Annotated in this window: 18 protein-coding genes; 13 read left to right on the top strand and 5 right to left on the bottom strand. The window is 45.7% G+C overall.

Annotation, left to right across the window (positions count from 1 at the left end):
• Window positions 1-235 precede the first annotated feature (235 nt).
• Window positions 236-1,198: a zeta toxin family protein gene (locus PL85_RS15285; protein ID WP_088721445.1), complete on the top strand. Its 963-nt coding sequence runs from the start codon at window positions 236-238 to the stop codon at window positions 1,196-1,198.
• 227 nt (window positions 1,199-1,425) lie between these two features.
• On the opposite strand, the gene araH is transcribed toward PL85_RS15285, so the two are convergent.
• From araH to PL85_RS15270, 3 genes are all read right to left on the bottom strand, one after another.
• Window positions 1,426-2,415 (bottom strand): L-arabinose ABC transporter permease AraH, encoded by a 990-nt coding sequence (gene araH / locus PL85_RS15280; protein WP_088721444.1) that lies wholly within the window; start codon window positions 2,413-2,415, stop codon window positions 1,426-1,428.
• Window positions 2,416-2,429: 14 nt separating this feature from the next.
• Complete coding sequence (araG, locus tag PL85_RS15275; RefSeq protein ID WP_013855628.1) at window positions 2,430-3,941, bottom strand: L-arabinose ABC transporter ATP-binding protein AraG; 1,512 nt, start codon at window positions 3,939-3,941, stop codon at window positions 2,430-2,432.
• 75 nt (window positions 3,942-4,016) lie between these two features.
• On the bottom strand, window positions 4,017-5,024 hold the full coding sequence (locus PL85_RS15270; RefSeq protein ID WP_174223812.1) for an arabinose ABC transporter substrate-binding protein: 1,008 nt from the start codon (window positions 5,022-5,024) through the stop codon (window positions 4,017-4,019).
• 365 nt (window positions 5,025-5,389) lie between these two features.
• On the opposite strand from PL85_RS15270, the gene PL85_RS15265 reads away from it, so the two are divergent.
• The 5 genes from PL85_RS15265 to araC are packed head-to-tail and all read left to right on the top strand — an operon-like array spanning window position 5,390 to window position 10,841.
• Window positions 5,390-7,096 carry a ribulokinase gene (locus PL85_RS15265; protein WP_174223811.1) on the top strand — a complete coding sequence of 569 codons (1,707 nt, stop codon included), beginning with the start codon at window positions 5,390-5,392 and terminating at the stop codon, window positions 7,094-7,096.
• Window positions 7,086-7,847, top strand: a complete 762-nt coding sequence (locus tag PL85_RS15260) for an L-ribulose-5-phosphate 4-epimerase (protein ID WP_115339386.1) — start codon at window positions 7,086-7,088, stop codon at window positions 7,845-7,847. Before PL85_RS15265 ends, PL85_RS15260 begins: the two co-directional genes overlap by 11 nt.
• Window positions 7,848-7,856: 9 nt before the next feature.
• Window positions 7,857-9,359, top strand: coding sequence for an L-arabinose isomerase (gene araA, locus PL85_RS15255; RefSeq protein WP_088721440.1), 1,503 nt, complete (start codon window positions 7,857-7,859; stop codon window positions 9,357-9,359).
• A 54-nt stretch (window positions 9,360-9,413) separates the two neighbouring features.
• Window positions 9,414-9,953 carry a hypothetical protein gene (locus PL85_RS15250; protein WP_088721439.1) on the top strand — a complete coding sequence of 180 codons (540 nt, stop codon included), beginning with the start codon at window positions 9,414-9,416 and terminating at the stop codon, window positions 9,951-9,953.
• Window positions 9,954-10,001: 48 nt separating this feature from the next.
• Entirely contained in the window at window positions 10,002-10,841 is an 840-nt protein-coding gene (araC, locus tag PL85_RS15245; protein WP_088721438.1) for an arabinose operon transcriptional regulator AraC, read from the top strand.
• A gap of 47 nt (window positions 10,842-10,888) precedes the next feature.
• Here araC and PL85_RS15240 read toward each other — a convergent pair whose 3' ends face one another.
• Entirely contained in the window at window positions 10,889-11,782 is an 894-nt protein-coding gene (locus tag PL85_RS15240; RefSeq protein WP_017044512.1) for a DMT family transporter, read from the bottom strand.
• A 140-nt stretch (window positions 11,783-11,922) separates the two neighbouring features.
• Here PL85_RS15240 and rmuC point away from each other — a divergent pair, with 140 nt between their 5' ends.
• From rmuC to tatC, 7 genes are read left to right on the top strand one after another with little or no spacing between them, the layout of a single operon-like run.
• Entirely contained in the window at window positions 11,923-13,467 is a 1,545-nt protein-coding gene (gene rmuC / locus PL85_RS15235; protein ID WP_013855636.1) for a DNA recombination protein RmuC, read from the top strand.
• 49 nt (window positions 13,468-13,516) lie between these two features.
• On the top strand, window positions 13,517-14,299 hold the full coding sequence (gene ubiE, locus PL85_RS15230; protein WP_010319838.1) for a bifunctional demethylmenaquinone methyltransferase/2-methoxy-6-polyprenyl-1,4-benzoquinol methylase UbiE: 783 nt from the start codon (window positions 13,517-13,519) through the stop codon (window positions 14,297-14,299).
• A gap of 9 nt (window positions 14,300-14,308) precedes the next feature.
• The gene (locus PL85_RS15225; protein WP_047690304.1) at window positions 14,309-14,914 is read left to right on the top strand and encodes a ubiquinone biosynthesis accessory factor UbiJ; all 606 of its coding nucleotides are present in this window, start codon (window positions 14,309-14,311) and stop codon (window positions 14,912-14,914) included.
• Window positions 14,911-16,545 carry a ubiquinone biosynthesis regulatory protein kinase UbiB gene (gene ubiB / locus PL85_RS15220; protein WP_088729282.1) on the top strand — a complete coding sequence of 545 codons (1,635 nt, stop codon included), beginning with the start codon at window positions 14,911-14,913 and terminating at the stop codon, window positions 16,543-16,545. The genes PL85_RS15225 and ubiB overlap by 4 nt, the downstream gene beginning before the upstream one ends.
• Before the next feature lie 51 nt (window positions 16,546-16,596).
• Entirely contained in the window at window positions 16,597-16,833 is a 237-nt protein-coding gene (tatA, locus tag PL85_RS15215; RefSeq protein ID WP_010319841.1) for a Sec-independent protein translocase subunit TatA, read from the top strand.
• A 3-nt stretch (window positions 16,834-16,836) separates the two neighbouring features.
• Window positions 16,837-17,244 (top strand): Sec-independent protein translocase protein TatB, encoded by a 408-nt coding sequence (tatB, locus tag PL85_RS15210; protein ID WP_010319842.1) that lies wholly within the window; start codon window positions 16,837-16,839, stop codon window positions 17,242-17,244.
• A gap of 60 nt (window positions 17,245-17,304) precedes the next feature.
• Window positions 17,305-18,057: a twin-arginine translocase subunit TatC gene (tatC, locus tag PL85_RS15205; protein WP_088721434.1), complete on the top strand. Its 753-nt coding sequence runs from the start codon at window positions 17,305-17,307 to the stop codon at window positions 18,055-18,057.
• A 296-nt stretch (window positions 18,058-18,353) separates the two neighbouring features.
• On the opposite strand, the gene PL85_RS15200 is transcribed toward tatC, so the two are convergent.
• Complete coding sequence (locus PL85_RS15200; protein ID WP_088721433.1) at window positions 18,354-19,115, bottom strand: TatD family hydrolase; 762 nt, start codon at window positions 19,113-19,115, stop codon at window positions 18,354-18,356.
• Window positions 19,116-19,179: the final 64 nt, after the last annotated feature.

Genomic DNA, 19,179 nt, shown 5'->3' with positions numbered 1-19,179 from the left:
GTTTATGACGCGCTTACGCTAAAAATTATATTCACAACGGATGTAAACTCATCTGGATGAAATCAATCTTCTATATTTACTCACAAATAAAGACATGACCTTTTACTCATCCTCACGTCCAATAAGATGCATCTCTATACATCATACCGCGGTGATAATATAGCGCCTTCCACTGTGCTGACTATGGTTCGCTTAGATATCGTTTGAACAAAGCCTAATTTTATAAGGATTTGAAATGAAAACATCTTTTACATTTACGGAGCCTCAAAGCTATTCCCTCGAACGGGCAACATCACTACAAGAACCATTCTTTGTTAAACAGGTGAAGAATGTACCAGCCAGTGCAACGCAAAGCGTTTTGGAGCTTCGCCAGCGCCGGGTAAAAGATATGGATGATAATCGGTTCCTCTCTGAACCGAGTAATAAAATTAACTTATTAAAACATGTGCAAGAGAAGCTATGCCAAGGCGTTACGCCTCAAGAACAACCAAGCGCCTTTGTTGTTACAGGGCAAATGGGCGCTGGGAAATCGACCGCGATAAAAGCATGTTCGTCACAGCTCAAGAATAACTGTGTGGTGGTTGATTATGATGAACTGAAAAAATACATTCCAGGTTATTCGGAGTTAGCAAGCAATGGGCACCCAAGCACGGTGTCAAACTGCCAACAAACGGCGTTGTTTCTCTGCGAAGGTTTAATAAAGTACGGACTTGAAAAAAAATTCAACATGGTGATACAACGCTCCATGTTAGATCAACAACACTCAATATTACACGTTCTGGATGACTGTAAAAAACATGGCTTTAAGACTCATTTGACGGTGCTGGCCGTTGATAAGTCGTTAAGTATGATGGGGGTTTTCACAAGGTATGAGTCAGCACTTAAAAGTATTAGAGAAGGAAAGTTAGTCCCTGATGGTGCTAGAAGAACGCCATTGAACAAACATGATGAAGCCTATAGCGATATGGAAAGTGTCGAGAAGTTTCAAGAGCTTCTTCCATTATTAGATACGATCACTGTGACCTCAAGAGCGGGAATAAAGCTCTATACAGGAAGAAATCCTGATGAAATTGTCAAAGCTTTACAAGATGGTCGAACGGCTAGTAAAAACCATAAACATTTACAGATGGAGGCATTTAACACTCTAATCGGGCTAGTGCGGTATAACGTCCAATTCCCCAATTACGACTATAACTAAGTGGTCGATTCTGTCGAAACCTTTGACGTTTTAAGTCTAGATACCCTCTGGTAGGTCAGTGTATCTAGAGGCCGTTACCTGTACGTCAAGAATAAGTTTTGCGATAGAAGCCATCCTTAGCGATAAATGTCACTAAAAAGCACTGTCAAACCAATGGATAGTTTTTTAGAAAAAAGAAGAGCTGCACAGGTTAGCCCTTCTTTTTGTTGTGTGGCAATGAGTTGGTTCTAGCTGGATTTATTTTGTTTATAGCGGTCAAAGATAACCGCCGCGAGCAAAATAGTTCCTCGCACTACGTATTGAGAAAAAGGTGACATATTCAGTAGATTCATTGCATTCTCTACCGTACCGAGGATGAGCACACCCGCAATAACGTAAGATACTTTACCTATCCCGCCTTTGAGCGATACCCCACCGAGCACACAAGCAGAGATGACCACTAACTCAAAACCGACGGAAGTCATCGGCTGACCGCTGGTCATACGCGCGGCCAAAATGACCCCTGCGAGCGCAGAGATAAAGCCAGAGATAGTGAAAATGATGATTTTGGTTTTTACGACATTGACACCCGCTAATCGTGCGGCCTCTTCATTACCGCCAATCGCTAATGTATTGCGCCCATAAACCGTACGATTTAGCAAAAAGGCAAAAATAGCGAAGGTGATGATGGTTAACCAAATTGGTGTTGGGATACCAAATAAAGAGGAGTTACCAAGGGTGAAAAAATGTTCTTCAGTGATCCCAACCGCCTTACCGTCAGAGATGATATAACCAAGACCTCGAGCTATTTGCATCGTTGCGAGAGTCGTTATTAGTGCATTGATCTGCAATTTGGCAATAACGAAGCCATTTAGCAAACCAAAGAGTACACCTGAAAGTAAGCCTGCGCCGATACCCAATACCACACTGCTGGTTGCGTTAATCGCCACCGCCGTGACTACGCCAGAGCAGGCAATAACCGAAGCAATCGAGAGATCTAAATCCCCGCAGGCTAGGCAAAAGAGCATGGCGCACGCAACCATGCCGCTCATGGAAATAGCCAGACCGAGCCCTTTCATATTAATGAATGTAGCAAAATAAGGGACAAATAAACTGCAAAGCAAAAATAGCCCAGCAAAGACCATCAGCATGCCGAACTTATCCCAGATGGAAGAGAACTTAAAAGAGCGAGTCGGGCTCTCGGTATTGTCTATTTTGGTTGAACTCGTTACAGCCATTAGGATATTCCTTTTTACGCAGCGACGTCGTTGCCAATCATGGCAAGACGCAACGCAGATTGTTCGTTAAATTCAGTTCGTGTTAATTCACCAGTTACTTTGCCATCTTTCATAACCAGTAATCGGTCAGCGATACCAAGCACTTCAGGCATGTCACTAGAGACAACTAAGACAGTCACGCCATTTTCTGCCAATTTGAAGATCAACTCGTATATCTCAGACTTAGCGCCAACATCAATGCCGCGCGTCGGCTCATCTAGCAAAATGACGCTCATATCGGTAGATAACCAACGACCAAGGATCACTTTTTGTTGATTGCCACCGGAGAGCTCGCCAATGGGTTGATCTAACGAAGCGGTTTTGACGTTTAATGACTGGTTTTGTTTGAGGGCATTACTCGACTCCCACTGGAAGTTGATTAACCCGCCAAGCTTTAGATGCCATGGACGAGCGCTGATGTTGGTGTTTTCTTGCACCGATAAAATAGGCACGATACCGTCTGCTTTGCGATCTTCAGGGCATAAGGTAATGCCCGCCCGAATGGCATCTTCAGGTTTAGTAATCCGTATTTTTTGTCCGTGAAGATAAACATCGCCCGCGGTGGCTTTTTCTGCTCCGAAAATCAAACGGGTAAGTTCTGTTCTGCCCGCACCGACCAGACCAAACAAACCTAATATTTCGCCTTGCTTTATTTCTAGCGAGAGAGGAGCGGTGAGCCCTCTGCCCATCAGGTTTTTAATCGCTAATCCACTTTGACCAAGAGGACGAGAGCGGTAGTTGTAAATGTCATTGATTTCCCGGCCAACCATTAACTCAACCAAACGGTCATGAGTGAGAGTCGAAAGGTCATAACAGGTTTGCACATGGGTACCATCTTTGAAGATGGTGATTGCATCACACAGAGCGAATATTTCTTCCATACGATGAGAAACGTAAAGAATGATTTTGCCGTCGTCGCGCAATTCGCGGATCACTTTAAATAGGTTTTCAATTTCACGTTGAGACAAGCTGCTGGTTGGTTCGTCAAAAGCGATGATGTGTGCATTGCGACTTAGCGCTTTGGCAATTTCAACCATTTGCCACTGGCCAATAGAAAACTCTTTTAATGGGCGAGAGGGGTCAAAATTTTCCCCCAAGCGCAATAACTGTTTACGTGCGTTGCGATTGAGAGTTTCGGTATCGACCCGGCCATGTTTAGTAGGAAGTTGCCCTAAGAAAATGTTTTCTGCCACGCTGAGTTCAGGAACCAAATTAAGCTCTTGATAAATAATGGCGATACCTTGCTCTAATGCGTCAACCGTTGATTGAAATGTTACTGGATGCCCATCAATGAGCAGCTTGCCGTGGGTGGGTTGATGCAGCCCGCTTAGCGTTTTCAATAGAGTCGATTTCCCGGCCCCATTCTCTCCCATTAAGGCATGAACACTACCGCTGTTAACGCGAAAGCTAATGTCGGTCAGTGCCTTAACACCCGTAAAGTGTTTTGATATTTGGCAAAACTCTAAGCAAGAGTGTGAAGCTGCCATAGTCTGTACTCCTGTTTACTTCGCGAAAGCGGTACGAAGAAGCTGTACCGCTTTTAGCCATTGACGACGAACGCCTTACAGGCCTTTCTTCGCCAGTTCTGCTTCGTAGTTGTCGCGAGTAATTAAGACAACGTCCGTCACTTCAACGAATTTTTGTGGTTCAACACCGTCTTTCACCCATTTATAAAGTGATTCGATGCTTTTGAAGCCGTGTACATCGGGGCTCGGTAAAAGAGAACCATAGAACCCTGTTGGTTTCGATTTAGCTAATTCACTGACAGCATCGACGCCATTAATGCCAACACCAATCACATTCACATTACTTGCGTTAAACCCTTGTCCTTCTGTCGCACGAACTCCGCCGAGAACGGTATTGTCGTTCATACCGACGATAAGCCACTGCTTGACCATTGGGTATTGCACCAGTAGCGAGTTTGCTGCATCCAGAGCGCCAGGGATGTCATTTGCTTTGGTTGGCACGCGGTAAATTTGGTTGGATGGGAAACCCGCTTCTTTCAGTGCCTTAATCGAACCATCGACACGACGACGCGCGGTATCCAGCTCGTCTGCGGTTATGGCCATAACGCCCGTTGTTGCGGTATCCCAGTTACGTTTTGTCATCTCTTTGTACAGTTCAGAACCTTGGCGATAACCAATTTCACTGGCAGCCATCATCACCAAAGGCACGTTTGTCATCGGTTCGCCTTTCGCATTAAGGAACTGGTCATCAACCGTGATGACTTTCAAATCGTAGCTTTTTGCTTTAGCCATAATTGCAGGCCCAAGCTTAGGGTCAGGTGTGCAGATGACAAAGCCTTTGGCGCCACTTGCCGCTAGCGTATCGATAGCGTTCAGTGTTTTTTCTCCATCAGGCACCGCCATTTTGATCACTTCAAAGTTATATTGCTTACCTGCTTGCTCAGCAAAATTCCATTCTGTTTGGAACCAAGGCTCTTCAGGTTGTTTTACCAAATAACCTAATTTGAGTTCATCGTTGCTACCGAAAAAGGCATTAGCAGAAATACTGAATAATGCGGTTCCGGTGAGTATTGCGGCAGCGAGTGTGGTTTTTATGCTTTTCATCTTATTTGTCCGTCCACTGGTAGGGTTGTTTCATCTCCATACTTAAGGAAGTTGACGAGCTTTGAAGTGATGAAAATCACAGCAGAAAAATGTAGCGTTTTTGTCCATTCATGTAGCGAGGTAGGGCATGAAGTACCTCTCACTTTTTATGGTTTTATGTGTTTGATTTTATATGCCCGTCGGCTATTTGGCGTTTTTATGCGCTTTTTTTTCTGGAGAAAAGCTGAAGTGATGATTTTAAAACCATTAGCACAGAATGAGTGTGTCGACTAATTTATCCATATTTTTAGCTATTGGGTTCATGGTGATATTGACGTAAGACCGTTATAAAAATAGGCAGTTAATCGGTCTGATGTGGAGTGACCATGAATAATTTGAATATAGATTCACCTTACGTGATCGGCTTAGATTTTGGCTCTGATTCTGTACGAGCTTTATTGGTGAATGCTCGCAATGGTGAAGAGGTTGCGTCTGGCGTGGCTAACTACCCAAGGTGGGCAAAAGGACAATACAGCGACTCGAACCAATCTCAATTTCGTCATCATCCTCTTGATTATATTGAGTCTCTGACCGTTGCTGTCCGAGAAACGTTGGCGCAGGTTTCCACAGAGATCGCACAATCTGTTGTTGGCATTGGCGTGGACAGTACGGGTTCAACTCCAGCCCCTATCGATAAAGAGGGCAATGTGTTGGCGTTGCTTCCTGAGTTTGAGCATAACCCCAATGCCATGTTTATCTTGTGGAAAGATCATACTTCCGTGACCAAAGCGGAACGCATTAATGAGCTGGCCCATTCACACACTTTTCCAGACTACACCAAATACATCGGGGGATTGTATTCATCGGAGTGGTTTTGGGCGAAAGCCGCGTGGGTAGCGGAACAAGATGCAGGGCTTGTTCCTTATATCCATAGCTGGGTTGAGTTGTGTGATTGGGTTCCAGCTCTCCTTGCAGGGTGTCAGCATCCTACAAATTTACGTCGTGGTATTTGTGCTGCAGGGCATAAAGCGATGTGGCATGAAAGCTGGGGCGGTTTACCTTCGCAAGATTTTTTATCGGCCATTTCTCCCACGCTCGATGACATGCGAGATCGAATGTTTACTGAGGTATACACCTCAGACCAATTAGCTGGGCATCTGAGTGCGGAGTGGGCGCAGCGGTTAGGCTTACCAGAGGGAATTGCCATTGCCATTGGTGCTTTTGATTGCCATATGGGCGCGGTGGGCGCTGGCGCTGGCGAACATGATTTAGTGAAAGTTATTGGTACGTCAACATGCGATATTTTGATGGTGGATGCACAAAGTATCGGTGATCGAACCATTCATGGAATATGTGGCCAAGTTGCGGGTAGTGCGATGCCAGACTTAATGGCACTGGAGGCTGGGCAATCAGCATTTGGTGATATTTATGCTTGTTACAAACGTGTGATGTTGTGGCCAATCGCACAACTGGCTAAGCAAAACCCACAATTAGGAATTGATCTGGACGCCGCTGAGGCCTTGTTAATTCCTCAACTTACGGCGGAAGCACAGTCAAAACGTCTGCAACTGGAAACGCCTCTTACCTTAGATTGGCATAACGGGCGGCGAACGCCTTATGCCAATCAGCGTCTCAAAGGCGCAATTACGGGGCTGAATTTAGGCTCTAGCGCACCAGATATCTTTGCATCACTGGTGGAATCAACGGCTCATGGTGCGAAATCAATCGTCGATTGTTTCGTTGAGCAAGGTGTCGAAGTGAAACGTGTCATCGCCATTGGCGGAATTTCTCAAAAGTCACCATTTGTGATGCAAACCTGTGCCAATGTCATTGGGCGAGAGATCGCCGTTGTCGCTTCAGAGCAGTGTTGTGCATTAGGTGCGGCCATTTTTTCAGCTGTTGCGGCCGGGGTTTATAGCGATGCCGAGCAAGCTCAAACTCAAATGGCGAGCCCAATCTGCGATGTTTACTACCCAGATGCTGATACCAAAGGGACGAGCGAATGGCGTTACCACGCTTATCGCCAGTTAGGGCAGCAGATCGAACAATTTTCTGAATTCTTGTTGGCACAGGAGCGTACTGATGAGTGTTAAGACTTCTCTAGGCTTCGATTTAGCGAGCGACCCACAAGCAAAGCAACGTCTGAGTGAGCTTCGGCAGCAAGTATGGCAAGTCAATATGGCGCTACAGACCCACGGTTTAGTTACCTTTACTTGGGGCAATGTATCAGGCATTGACCGCTTAACAGGGTTAGTTGTGATTAAGCCAAGTGGTGTCGAATACGAAGCACTCAATGCCGACAATATGGTGGTGGTTGATCTGAATGGCTTGGTTGTCGAGGGCGATCTTAAACCCTCTTCTGACACGGCTACCCATTTGGCCTTATATCGCGCTTACCCAGAACTTGGCGGCATTGTGCACACGCATTCTCCTCATGCCACCTCTTGGGCTCAAGCAGGTAAAGCCATCCCAGCATTGGGTACTACTCATGCTGACTATTTCTACGGCAGCATTCCCTGTACTCGCCCCTTGACCAATGCCGAAATCGCAACCGACTACGAACACCATACAGGCAAGGTCATCATTGAAACGATCAGTGGTGGTGAAGTGTTGGCCATTCCTGGGGTTATTGTTAATGAACACGGCCCATTCAGCTGGGGGAAGGATGCTGATCACGCCGTTCATAACTCAGTTGTCATGGAGGTTGTCGCCAAAATGGCGCTGCAAACTTTGCAGATCAACCCTCAAGTGACATTCATCAATCAAGCCCTACTGGATAAACATTACTTACGTAAACACGGAGCTAATGCTTATTACGGTCAAAGTAATGTAAAAAATAAATAAGGGATAACAATGAACACGTTTACCAATCAACAAGTGTGGTTTGTCACTGGGTCGCAGCACCTTTACGGACCTCAAGTATTACAAAATGTCGCGCAAAATAGCCAAGAAATTATCCATGGTTTAAATCAATCTCCAGCCATTTCGGTTCCTTTGGTGAACAAAGGTACAGTGAAGACGCCAGATGAGATATTAGAGGTTTGTCGCCAAGCCAATAATGATGATTCATGTATTGGTCTCGTGCTTTGGATGCACACATTCTCGCCTGCAAAAATGTGGATTGCGGGGTTAAGCCAGCTCAATAAGCCGTTCTTGCATCTTCATACTCAATTCAATGCGGCCCTGCCTTGGGATAAAATTGATATGGGCTTTATGAACCTAAATCAAAGCGCCCATGGTTGTCGTGAGTTTGGTTTTATTGGCACGCGACTGGGGATTGATCGAAAAGTAGTCGTGGGGCATTGGGAGAGCCTGATTGTTCACCAACAGGTGGATGATTGGTGCCGTGCAGCGATTGCTATTCATGAAGGGAAGTCGCTTAAAGTAGCGCGTTTTGGCGACAACATGCGTCAAGTCGCGGTGACGGAAGGAAACAAAGTCTCTGCGCAAATTCAATTTGGTTATGAAGTTCATGGCTATGGTTTGGGTGAGCTGAGCGAGAGCGTCAATCAAGTTTCAGACAGTGATGCTAAGGCTTTAATGGATGAATACGCGTCTTGCTACACCATGAGCCCTGAACTTTTCAAAGACAGCGCAAGTATCAATATTCTAACCCAAGAAGCGAAGTTGGAATTGGGTATGCTGCGTTTCTTGGATTCCGTGGGCGCGAAGGCATTCACCAACACCTTTGAAAATTTATCGGGTATTTCGAACCTGCCGGGCTTGGCCACACAACGCTTGATGGAAAAAGGCTTCGGGTACGGCGGTGAGGGGGATTGGAAGACCGCAGCGATGACTCGCATTATGAAAGTGATGGGGCAAGGCCGAGTGGGCGGAACATCGTTCATGGAAGACTACACCTACAACTTTGGTCAGCAAAGCCAAGTGCTCGGCGCTCATATGCTGGAAGTTTGCCCTTCTATTGCTCAAGACAAGCCAAAGATTGAAATTCATCGTCACACTATTGGCTGCAAATGCGATATTGCTCGTATGATGTTCAGCGGAAAAGCGGGGCCTGCGGTAAACGTATCCTTGATTGATCTTGGAAATCGCTTTCGCATGATAGTCAATACGGTCGATACTCAAGCTCCACCACAATCGCTACCTAAATTACCCGTGGCGCATGCGTTATGGACGCCGCAACCCAACCTTGAGACGGCAGCCGCAGCATGGATCCATGCGGGTGGCGCGCATCATACCGTATACAGCCAAGCGGTGAGCGTTGAGATGTTAGCGGATTATGCCGAAATGGCGGGGATCGAAATAGTATTAATCGATAACCAAACCTCCTTGTATCCATTCAAGTCCGCACTCAAAACAAACAGCGTTTATTACCGTTTATCTTCAGGTATTTAAACCCGCGGAACACTCCCTCATCTGAGGGAGTGTTCATTAAGCTATGGTGTGAACATGAATGCTCTTCCTTTATCCACTGGCTTACCATTACTGCGTTATAAAGAGTGGTATTTGGAATTAAAAGCCGATACACCCGATCAATTTCAGCTGTGTTGTGAGGATAAACCTGTATTCGTTGGGCAGCTTGAGCTGATCAACAATGGGCTTATCATTGATATGCGCTCTGTGGTTTGGCATTTCAGATCTAAGCAAAACCATTTAGAGCAGTGGTGCAACATTCAGCTTAACGAAACACTCTCATTGAGTATGACTTACACCTTTTTTCAAGGTGCATTGGTGATTGATTATCTTGCGCGAAACAGCATCCCAACTCGGCTTGATATTCGACATCACATTACTCAAACAGACGTTAGCCACCAACTGGCCACGCAACCTAAAGACATCATCTCTTCGATTAAAGGTTGGCAAAGAAAACGTAATGGCCAACCCAGTGAATACTTAATCGAACCCGTAGGGCATGGCTTCTGTGAGGCTTTTTCTGCGACCCAATGGATAGTCTTAGATGAAAAGTGTGAACTGAAAAATCGTACTTAACGAAGAGGTTGCTTACACTACACGTAAATTACAGTGAATATTGCCCCCATGCAGAATAACCCTCTAAAACCTGGATATAACTTTAATGCTCATTTAGTGGCTGGACTAACGCCAATTATTGAGGGAGATGAACTGGATTTTACGATTGATCGACCTAATGGCATGAAAGGTTTTATTGTCAATTTTACGAGCAAAGGCGAGGGAACCATTTTTTATGGCGAAGATGAGTTTCACGTGAAACCTGGAGACTTACTTTTTTTCCCTCCAACAGCGGCTCACTATTATCATCGAAAAAAAGATTGTGCTTCTTGGTTTCACCGTTGGGTTTATTTTCGGCCACGAGCCTTTTGGCATGACTGGCTAACATGGCAACAGCAAAAAAATGGCGTCTACTTAACGCAAGGGTTGGATGAGAATACCATTCGCTATATTGAAAACCTGTTTATCGATATTGAATACACTTCAAAACAAGATGTCCCTTATCGAAATGATTTATCGATTAACTTGCTCGAACAATTATTGATTAGATGTAAGACACTGCAACCGGACGTTGTCAGCAAACCGCTTGACCCTAGGGTGGTGGAAGCGATGAATTATATGACGCAAAACCTCAATCAAGACTTCACTATCGAGGATGTTTCGGCCCATATCTGTTTATCACCATCGCGTTTAGGCCACCTATTTCGTTCTGAAATGGAGATGACCATAACCCAATGGCGCGACGACCAAAGGATCAGCCGAGCCAAACAATTACTGGTCACGTCTAACTACTCGGTCAATCACATTGGTCGAATTGTGGGCTATTCAGACCCACTCTATTTTTCTCGTGTTTTTAAACGTAAGGCCGGTGTGAGCCCTAAGATTTACCGCGATCAAATTACTTTGTAAACCTATGCAATCTGTCCGTTTGGGCTTTTCGTCAATTTGGGTCGCTTTCATTGAGTGATCGTTTTAGGCGTTTTAAACTGCTGCACGACAAGCCCTGTGATGATCAGCACTAAACCAATCAGAGTGGTGGGGTGAATAGTTTCGCCAATAATAGTAGCCAGCAACAGCAGTGAGATGAAAGGTGAAGCAAAAATGAGATTGCTGATCCTTGCGGTGTTGGCCGTGAGTTTTAATGCACTCAACCACAGCACGAAGGTGATCCCCATTTCAAACAAGCCGACATAAGTTACCGCGCTCCATCCTTTAATCGTAATCTGATGCCAGCTTGCACCTTCATAACAACTTAAACCAATCGCAAAAGGGATGGCGATCAAAAACCCCAGTAAAACGCCAATCACGGGGTCGGCGGTGTTTTTGGTATTAAGAATCCAGTAGCCAGCCCAAAGAAGCGTTGATAGTAGTGCCAGCCCAACACCCAGCGGGCTATCAAACTGCATGGCTAAAATATCACCCTTAGTCGCGATAACCACCACACCAAAATAGCTCAGTGCACACGCTATCCAATCTTGTTTACGGATGGTTTGTCCTAAAAATACAGCGGCCATCAGTGTGAGGGTGATGGCCCAACTGTAGTTGATCGCTTGCGCTTGAGAGGCGGGCAGCAGTGAGTAGGCCTTAAACAGAATGAGGTAGTATGCGAGAGGGTTAATTAAGCCCAACAATAAGTAATACCAAGGGTTAGCGAGAAAGGTACTCACCACTTGGTTGAGCTTGCCTTGCAGCGCGCAAATGCCCAGCAGTACGCACCCAGAGACAGCACTCGCAACCGTCAGCATCTGGATCGGCGTAAATTCAGCCAGCGTAAGTTTGAAAGCCGTGGCAACCGTTGACCACAATAATACGGCAGATAAGCCAAAGCCGAGTGCGCGTCGTTCGTCCATGAATCCTCGTTAGAATAATTGTTGAAATAGTGTTCAGCGGCGCAAGTCTATAGTTTGCTGTTAACTTGTACAAACTGGACATTTATCCAGTATCGAAATACCATTTGTCCATGACTGATAAAATGAGTTAACCCGTTATCATGCAATGGATTATCGAAAATCAAGCGTTAGTGCTTTCAACGTTAGGCAGCGCCGTACTGAGTGGCTCAGTCGCTGGCTGGTGGGTTAAGCAGAAGCTCAATTTGAAAAGTGAGCTATTACAACAGCAGTTAGAGACTCATCAAGCCCATCATCAGCAGCAGATAATCGAACTCAAACAAGCCTTGCAGCAGGCGCGACAAGAGTTGGATGAGCTGGATGAAGAACGAGATAAAGCCGCATTTGAGCTTAAGCAATCGCACGGGAAATTCATGGCCGCGATGGAAAAGTTGCGCTATTTCGAAGTGGTTAAGCAAGAGCGGCAACAGAGCATGGAAGATGCGCACGCTCTGCGTGAGCAGAAATCGCAACTTGAGGCTCAACTGCGTGAGCAAGAAGCACGGCATGAACAGCAAATTCAATCGAGCCAAGAAAAACTACAGTTACTTGAACACGCTGAGGAACGCCTAAAGCAGCAGTTTGAGCAGCTAGCTAATCAGTTATTTGAAGTCAAAACTGCGAAAGTGGATCAGCAGAACCGTCAAAGTTTGGAAGGGCTACTTTCTCCACTGAAAGAGCAGCTCGAAGGGTTTAAAAAGCAGGTCAATGACAGCTTCAATCATGAAGCGAAAGAGCGCCATACGTTGGTTCATGAATTGAAAAACTTACAACGCCTCAATGAACAGATGGCGCAAGAGGCACTCAATTTGACCCAAGCGCTGAAAGGCGACAATAAACAGCAAGGCAATTGGGGCGAAGTGGTTCTCGCGCGGGTGCTGACCGAATCGGGCCTGCGTGAAGGGCACGAATATCACACTCAAGTCAGTTTGCAAAACGAGGCTGGTAAGCGCTATCAACCGGATGTGATCGTCAATTTGCCACACGACAAACAGGTGGTGATTGACTCGAAAATGGCGCTGGTGGCTTATGAGCGTTATTTCCATGCTCAAACTGAAAGTGAACGTGCTCGCGCATTAAGTGAGCATTTACTTGCGCTGCGTGCCCATATAAAAGGACTCGGTCAGAAAGATTATCATCAGCTCAAAGGGCTACAAAGCCTGGATTACGTGCTGATGTTTATTCCCGTCGAACCTGCATTCCAAGTGGCGATTCAAGCTGATCCCAGCTTGGTAAAAGAGGCGATGGAGCAAAATATTTTGCTGGTTAGCCCAACCACCTTGTTGGTTGCGCTGCGTACGATCGATAATTTATGGCGCAATGATCGACAAAACCAGAACGCGAAGTTGATCGCTGAGCGGGCCAGCAAATTGTACGATAAATTACGCTTGTTTATGGAGGACATGGAAGGGCTTGGTGGCGCGTTAGACCGTGCAAACCAAAACTATCAAGGGGCGATGAATAAGCTCGCGACAGGGCGTGGCAACGCACTGCGTCAAGCCGAAAGTTTCAAACAACTTGGCGTCGAGATAAAACGTTCCATAAACAGTGAATGGGTCGAACAAGCACAAAATGAGGCATGGGCAGACAGTGCGGTGGAAAATGCACCTTTAGTAGAAAGACATCACGCTGAGGATAAAGTAAACTGATCGCTCGCAGTCGCCTTTAACAACACAGTGCTGCCCAAGAGGAACCTTCATGACGGATACCAGCGTGCAATCAAAAACAGCATTAGAGACACAAAATACCACTCACTTTGGTTTTGAAACCGTAGCGAAAGAAGAAAAAGTCGCCAAAGTCGCGCAAGTTTTTCACTCGGTTGCGGCCAAATACGACATGATGAATGACCTGATGTCTGGTGGCATTCATCGCTTATGGAAGCGTTTTACCATTGATTGCAGTGGCGCTCGCCCGGGCCAACGTATTTTGGATCTTGGTGGTGGTACGGGCGATCTCACCGCCAAATTTTCACGCATTGTGGGCGAAAAAGGTCATGTTATTCTGGCTGATATCAACAACTCGATGCTCAATGTCGGACGCGATAAATTGCGTGATAAAGGTGTCGTGGGCAACGTACATTACGTGCAAGCCAATGCCGAAGAACTGCCTTTTCCTGATAACTATTTCGACTGCATTACCATCAGTTTTTGCCTGCGTAATGTAACCGATAAAGATAAAGCGCTGAGCTCGATGTTCCGCGTTTTAAAACCGGGTGGTCGTTTGTTGGTACTTGAGTTCTCCAAGCCAGTGCTTGAGCCATTATCCAAAGTATACGATGCGTATTCGTTCCATCTATTGCCGAAAATGGGCCAAATCATTGCCAATGATGCCGACAGCTACCGCTATCTTGCGGAATCTATCCGCATGCATCCCGATCAAGAAACCTTAAAAGGGATGATGGATCAGGTTGGTTTTGAACAAACGAGTTACTACAACTTAACGGGCGGTATTGTTGCGCTGCACCGTGGTTACAAATTCTAAGGATTGGGCATGCCGTTTGAGCCTTTAGTTACCGCCGCGATTGAGACCACACTCAACACCTTAATTCAAGACGATCCTGAGTTGGTGCGCCGATTATCACGCCTGAAAGGGCAAGTCATCCAAGTGCATCTCAAAGAGTTCAATAAAACGCTGACCTTCATTTTTAGCCAGCAAATTGATGTGTTAGCGGCTTACGAAGGCGAGTCGAATTGCTACCTGTCGCTCAATGTTTCCATTTTGCCCGAGCTACGCGAGCAAGCGAACATCACCCAACTGATCAAACAAGATAAGTTGGTGCTGGAGGGCGATATTCAACTGGCGCAAAAATTTGCCCAGTTGATCACCGATTGCAAGCCGGATGTTGAAGAGTGGTTGTCACGCCTGACGGGCGATGTGCTGGCTCACGCTTTAGTGCAGGGTGTGAAAGACATAGGCCAAGCGCTGCAATCACAACGAAGCAAGCATCAAAACCATCTCAGCCAAGTGTTAACGGAAGAGTGGCGTTTATTGCCCAGCTCGCTCGAGGTGGCCTATTTTTGTGACCAAGTGGATGATCTCAATAGCCAAGCGGCGCGTATCGAAGCCAAAATTCAACACTTGTTGGAGCAAGCATGACGCCAACTGAACTCAAGCGGTTGTACCGAATTATCAAGGTACAATTGGAATATGGTCTAGATGAACTGTTGCCAGAACATCAACTCACCAAAGCGCCAATATTAGCGCGCAAAGGATTGTTCTGGATTAAAAATCAGCATGCGGACAAACCATTAGGTGAGCGCTTGCGCTTAGCCTTGCAAGAGCTTGGTCCAGTGTGGATTAAGTTTGGTCAGATGATGTCAACGCGGCGTGACCTGTTTCCACCGCACATCGCAGACCAACTTGCGTTACTGCAAGATAAAGTCGCTCCGTTTGATGGTGTACTTGCTAAAACTCAGATGGAAAAAGCATTGGGCGGCGCTTTAGAAACTTGGTTTTATGAATTTGATATTGAACCACTTGCTTCTGCGTCGATTGCTCAAGTCCATACCGCTAAACTCAAATCATCTGGCCGGGAAATCGTACTCAAGGTGATTCGGCCAGATATTCGGCCAGTGATTGATGCCGATATCAAACTCATGTATCGCATGGCGAAAATTGTTGCCAAAGCATTACCTGAAGCAAGGCGACTGAAGCCCGTTGAAGTGGTGCGTGAATATGAAAAAACTCTGCTTGCTGAACTCGACCTACGCCGAGAAGCAGCCAACGCCATTCAATTGCGTCGTAACTTTGAAAATAGTGAAGAGTTATACATTCCAGAGATAATTCCTGACTTTAGTAATGAAACTGTCATGGTTTCTGAGCGAATATACGGCATTCAAGTTTCTGATATTGAAGGTTTAGCGGCCAACGGCACCAACATGAAGTTGCTTGCTGAACGCGGGGTGAGCGTGTTCTTTACCCAAGTGTTCCGCGACAGTTTTTTCCATGCCGATATGCACCCGGGTAATGTCTTTGTTAATCCCGCGCATCCTGACAATCCACAATGGATTGGCTTAGATTGTGGTATTGTCGGTACCTTAAACAGTGAAGATAAACGTTATTTAGCCGAAAACTTCTTAGCTTTTTTCAACCGAGATTACCGCCGAGTGGCACAATTGCACGTTGATTCTGGTTGGGTTCCACGTGAAACCAACATCGATGAATTTGAGTTTGCTATTCGCGTAGTCTGTGAGCCAATTTTTGCCAAGCCATTGTGCGAAATCTCATTTGGTCATGTGTTGTTAAACTTGTTTAACACGGCTCGTCGCTTCAATATGGAAGTGCAGCCGCAATTGGTCTTGCTGCAAAAAACGTTATTGTATGTCGAAGGGTTAGGGCGTCAGCTTTATCCTCAATTGGACTTGTGGCAAACCGCTAAACCATTTTTAGAAAAATGGATGATGAACCAAGTTGGGCCGCAAGCGTTTATCCGCGCAGTGAAAGAGCGAGCTCCGCTTTGGGCTGAAAAATTACCTGAATTGCCAGAGCTGCTTTACGATAGCCTCAAACAAGGTAAAGCAATGAACCAAAGGTTGGATCAGTTGTACCAAGGTTATCGAGCCAGTAAGCGTCAACAGGCAACAGGAAAGTTTTTATTTGGTATTGGCGCCACTTTGGTCGTATGCTCGGCGATATTAGTGACCAGTGCTTATCAGCCGTTTGCAATAACCAGTGCGATTGCAGGTGTTGTATTTTGGCTACTCAGTTGGAGTGCTTACCGTCGTTAAGCGGTCTTTTATTTGAAATCAATTTGTTGAGAAATTCCTGAGGTGTAGAGAATGGGTGGTATCAGTATTTGGCAACTTCTAATTATTGCCGTGATTGTTGTATTACTATTTGGAACCAAGAAACTGCGTGGTATCGGTAGCGATCTCGGTGGTGCGGTTAAGGGGTTCAAAAAGGCGATGAGCGATGAAGAGCCAGCCAAGAAAGACGCAGATTTTGAACCTAAAAATATAGAGCAGCAGAAGACAGAAGCGACTGCTGAGACTAAAAAAGATAAAGAGCAGGCCTAACACGTGTTTGATATCGGTTTTTGGGAGCTGGTATTAATATCGGTTGTCGCGTTGGTCGTTCTTGGCCCTGAGCGTTTACCTCATGCTATTCGCAGTGTGGCAAAATTTGTTAGCACGGCAAAGAACATGGCGAACAGTGTCAAAGATGAATTAGCACATGAGCTCAAAATTCAAGAGCTGCAAGAAAACTTGCGTAAAGCAGAGCAAATGGGAATGGAAAATTTATCTCCAGAGCTGAAATCTTCTGTGGATCAGCTCAAGCAGGCTGCGCAAGATGTACAACGCCCTTATGCGAACTCATCGCCCTCTGAAACAAAAACAGAGCGCGATGAACAAAGCGTTGAAGTGATTCCCGCTACAACGATTTCGTCGCCTGAAACGGCCGATAAGAAAGCCGACTCATCTCTGTAGGAGGAGTTATTGTTACCACTGTAACTCCTCCTCTTATGCTCTATTTATACGAGGTTCGATATGTCTTCCGTTGAGCAGACACAGCCTTTAATCAGTCACTTGCTAGAACTACGCGATCGTTTATTGCGTTCAATAGCTGCGGTGATCGTGATTTTTATCGGCTTAGTCTATTTCTCTAGCGACATCTACGATTTTGTCTCCAAACCATTGGTTGAGCGTTTGCCTGAAGGGGCGACGATGATTGCGACCGATGTTGCCTCGCCCTTTTTCACGCCACTCAAACTTACTTTGATCGCGTCCGCTTTTCTCGCGGTGCCTTTTATCCTTTATCAAATCTGGGCCTTTGTCGCTCCAGGTTTGTATAAGCATGAACGCCGTTTAGTCATGCCATTGATGTTTTCAAGCTCATTGTTGTTCTATTGCGGTGTGGCGTTTGCGTACTTTGTGGTATTTCCGCTGGTGTTTGGCTTTTTTACGGCCATCTCTTTAGGCGGTGTTGAGTTTGCAACGGACATTGCCAGTTATCTCGATTTTGTGCTTGCGCTCTTTTTCGCTTTTGGTATCGCCTTTGAGGTTCCCGTCGCCATCATTTTACTGTGTTGGACGGGGGCGACGACGCCGAAAACCTTGAGTGAGAAAAGGCCTTATATCGTGGTTGGGGCATTTGTGGTGGGTATGTTACTGACGCCGCCTGATATGGTGTCGCAAACCTTGCTCGCCATTCCGATGTGTTTATTGTTTGAGGTTGGACTTTTCTTTGCTCGTTTTTATGTGCGCAAAGATGAGGAAGAGCAGGAAGATGAAAGTCATTAATACATGAAAAAAGCGGCGAATAGCCGCTTTTTTTGTACCTATGATAGTGGACTATTTAGATAGTGGACTATTTAATCTTCAAAAGATAACCGCACTGAGAGCATCGATAGACTTCCTTGATGCCCAGAAGTTTTTGCCAGAAGGTTCGATGTTGACGTTGTAAGTGATTACCATGTTCACACATATTAGCCACGTTTATGTATTAAAATTTTGCCGCATACTATAGTGTTTGGGTGATTATTTTTGTGACATATATCACGCTGATGTGTATGTCACTCTATCTATAGTTCTATAAATTATAATTTAAACAGTGAGTTAGCATTAGTGTTTGTAATGTTATTCACTTCAACCAACGAGAGTTCGGTGAGTTCTGCGATGCGTTTGGCAACTAGCGTTGTGTAAGCTGGTTCGTTGCGCTTACCTCTGTGAGGGGCAGGGGCTAAATAGGGACAATCTGTTTCTAGCAGAACAAAGTTCATATCGAGATGCGGTAATACTTTATCCATACCGCCATTTTTAAACGTTGATACACCACCAATCCCAAGATGAAACCCTAGCTCATTAATTGCTTTAGCTTCTTCAAGCGTGCCGCCAAAACAGTGGAATACACCGCTAAGTGAGCCATCTTGCTCTTTTTCCAGCAGTTGTAGAGTTTGAGTGATGGAATCACGGGTGTGGATGACAACAGGCAAATCGCGTTCTTTGGCCCAACTAAGTTGAGTGACGAAAGCCATCTCTTGTTCGGGCTGAAAGGTTTTGTCCCAATACAGATCAATGCCAATTTCACCAATGGCGATAAAGGGGTGTTTATCTAGCCAAGATTCGATAACCGTTAGCGTTTGCTTCACATTTCCATCCACATAGCATGGGTGCAGCCCCATCATCGATCGGCAAAGTTCAGGGTAAGCCGCTTCTGTTTTAAGCATAGGCTCAATGGAGGCAAGATCGATATTGGGCAACAAAATAGCCTCAATGCCTTGCGCCTTAGCGCGTTGCACGACCTCATCTCGATCGTGATCAAATTCAGTGGCATAAATGTGAGCGTGAGTGTCAATCATGGTGTATCTCGATAAACAGAGAATGGGAGAACAGTATACGGAAGTGTGAGCCTGAGGTCATTTT

The sequence above is a fragment of the Vibrio anguillarum genome (assembly GCF_001989995.2).
GTDB classification, from domain to species: Bacteria; Pseudomonadota; Gammaproteobacteria; order Enterobacterales; family Vibrionaceae; genus Vibrio; species Vibrio anguillarum.
The sequence above is the reverse complement of the archived record's forward strand: the minus strand, read 5'-3'. Positions and strand labels throughout refer to the sequence as shown.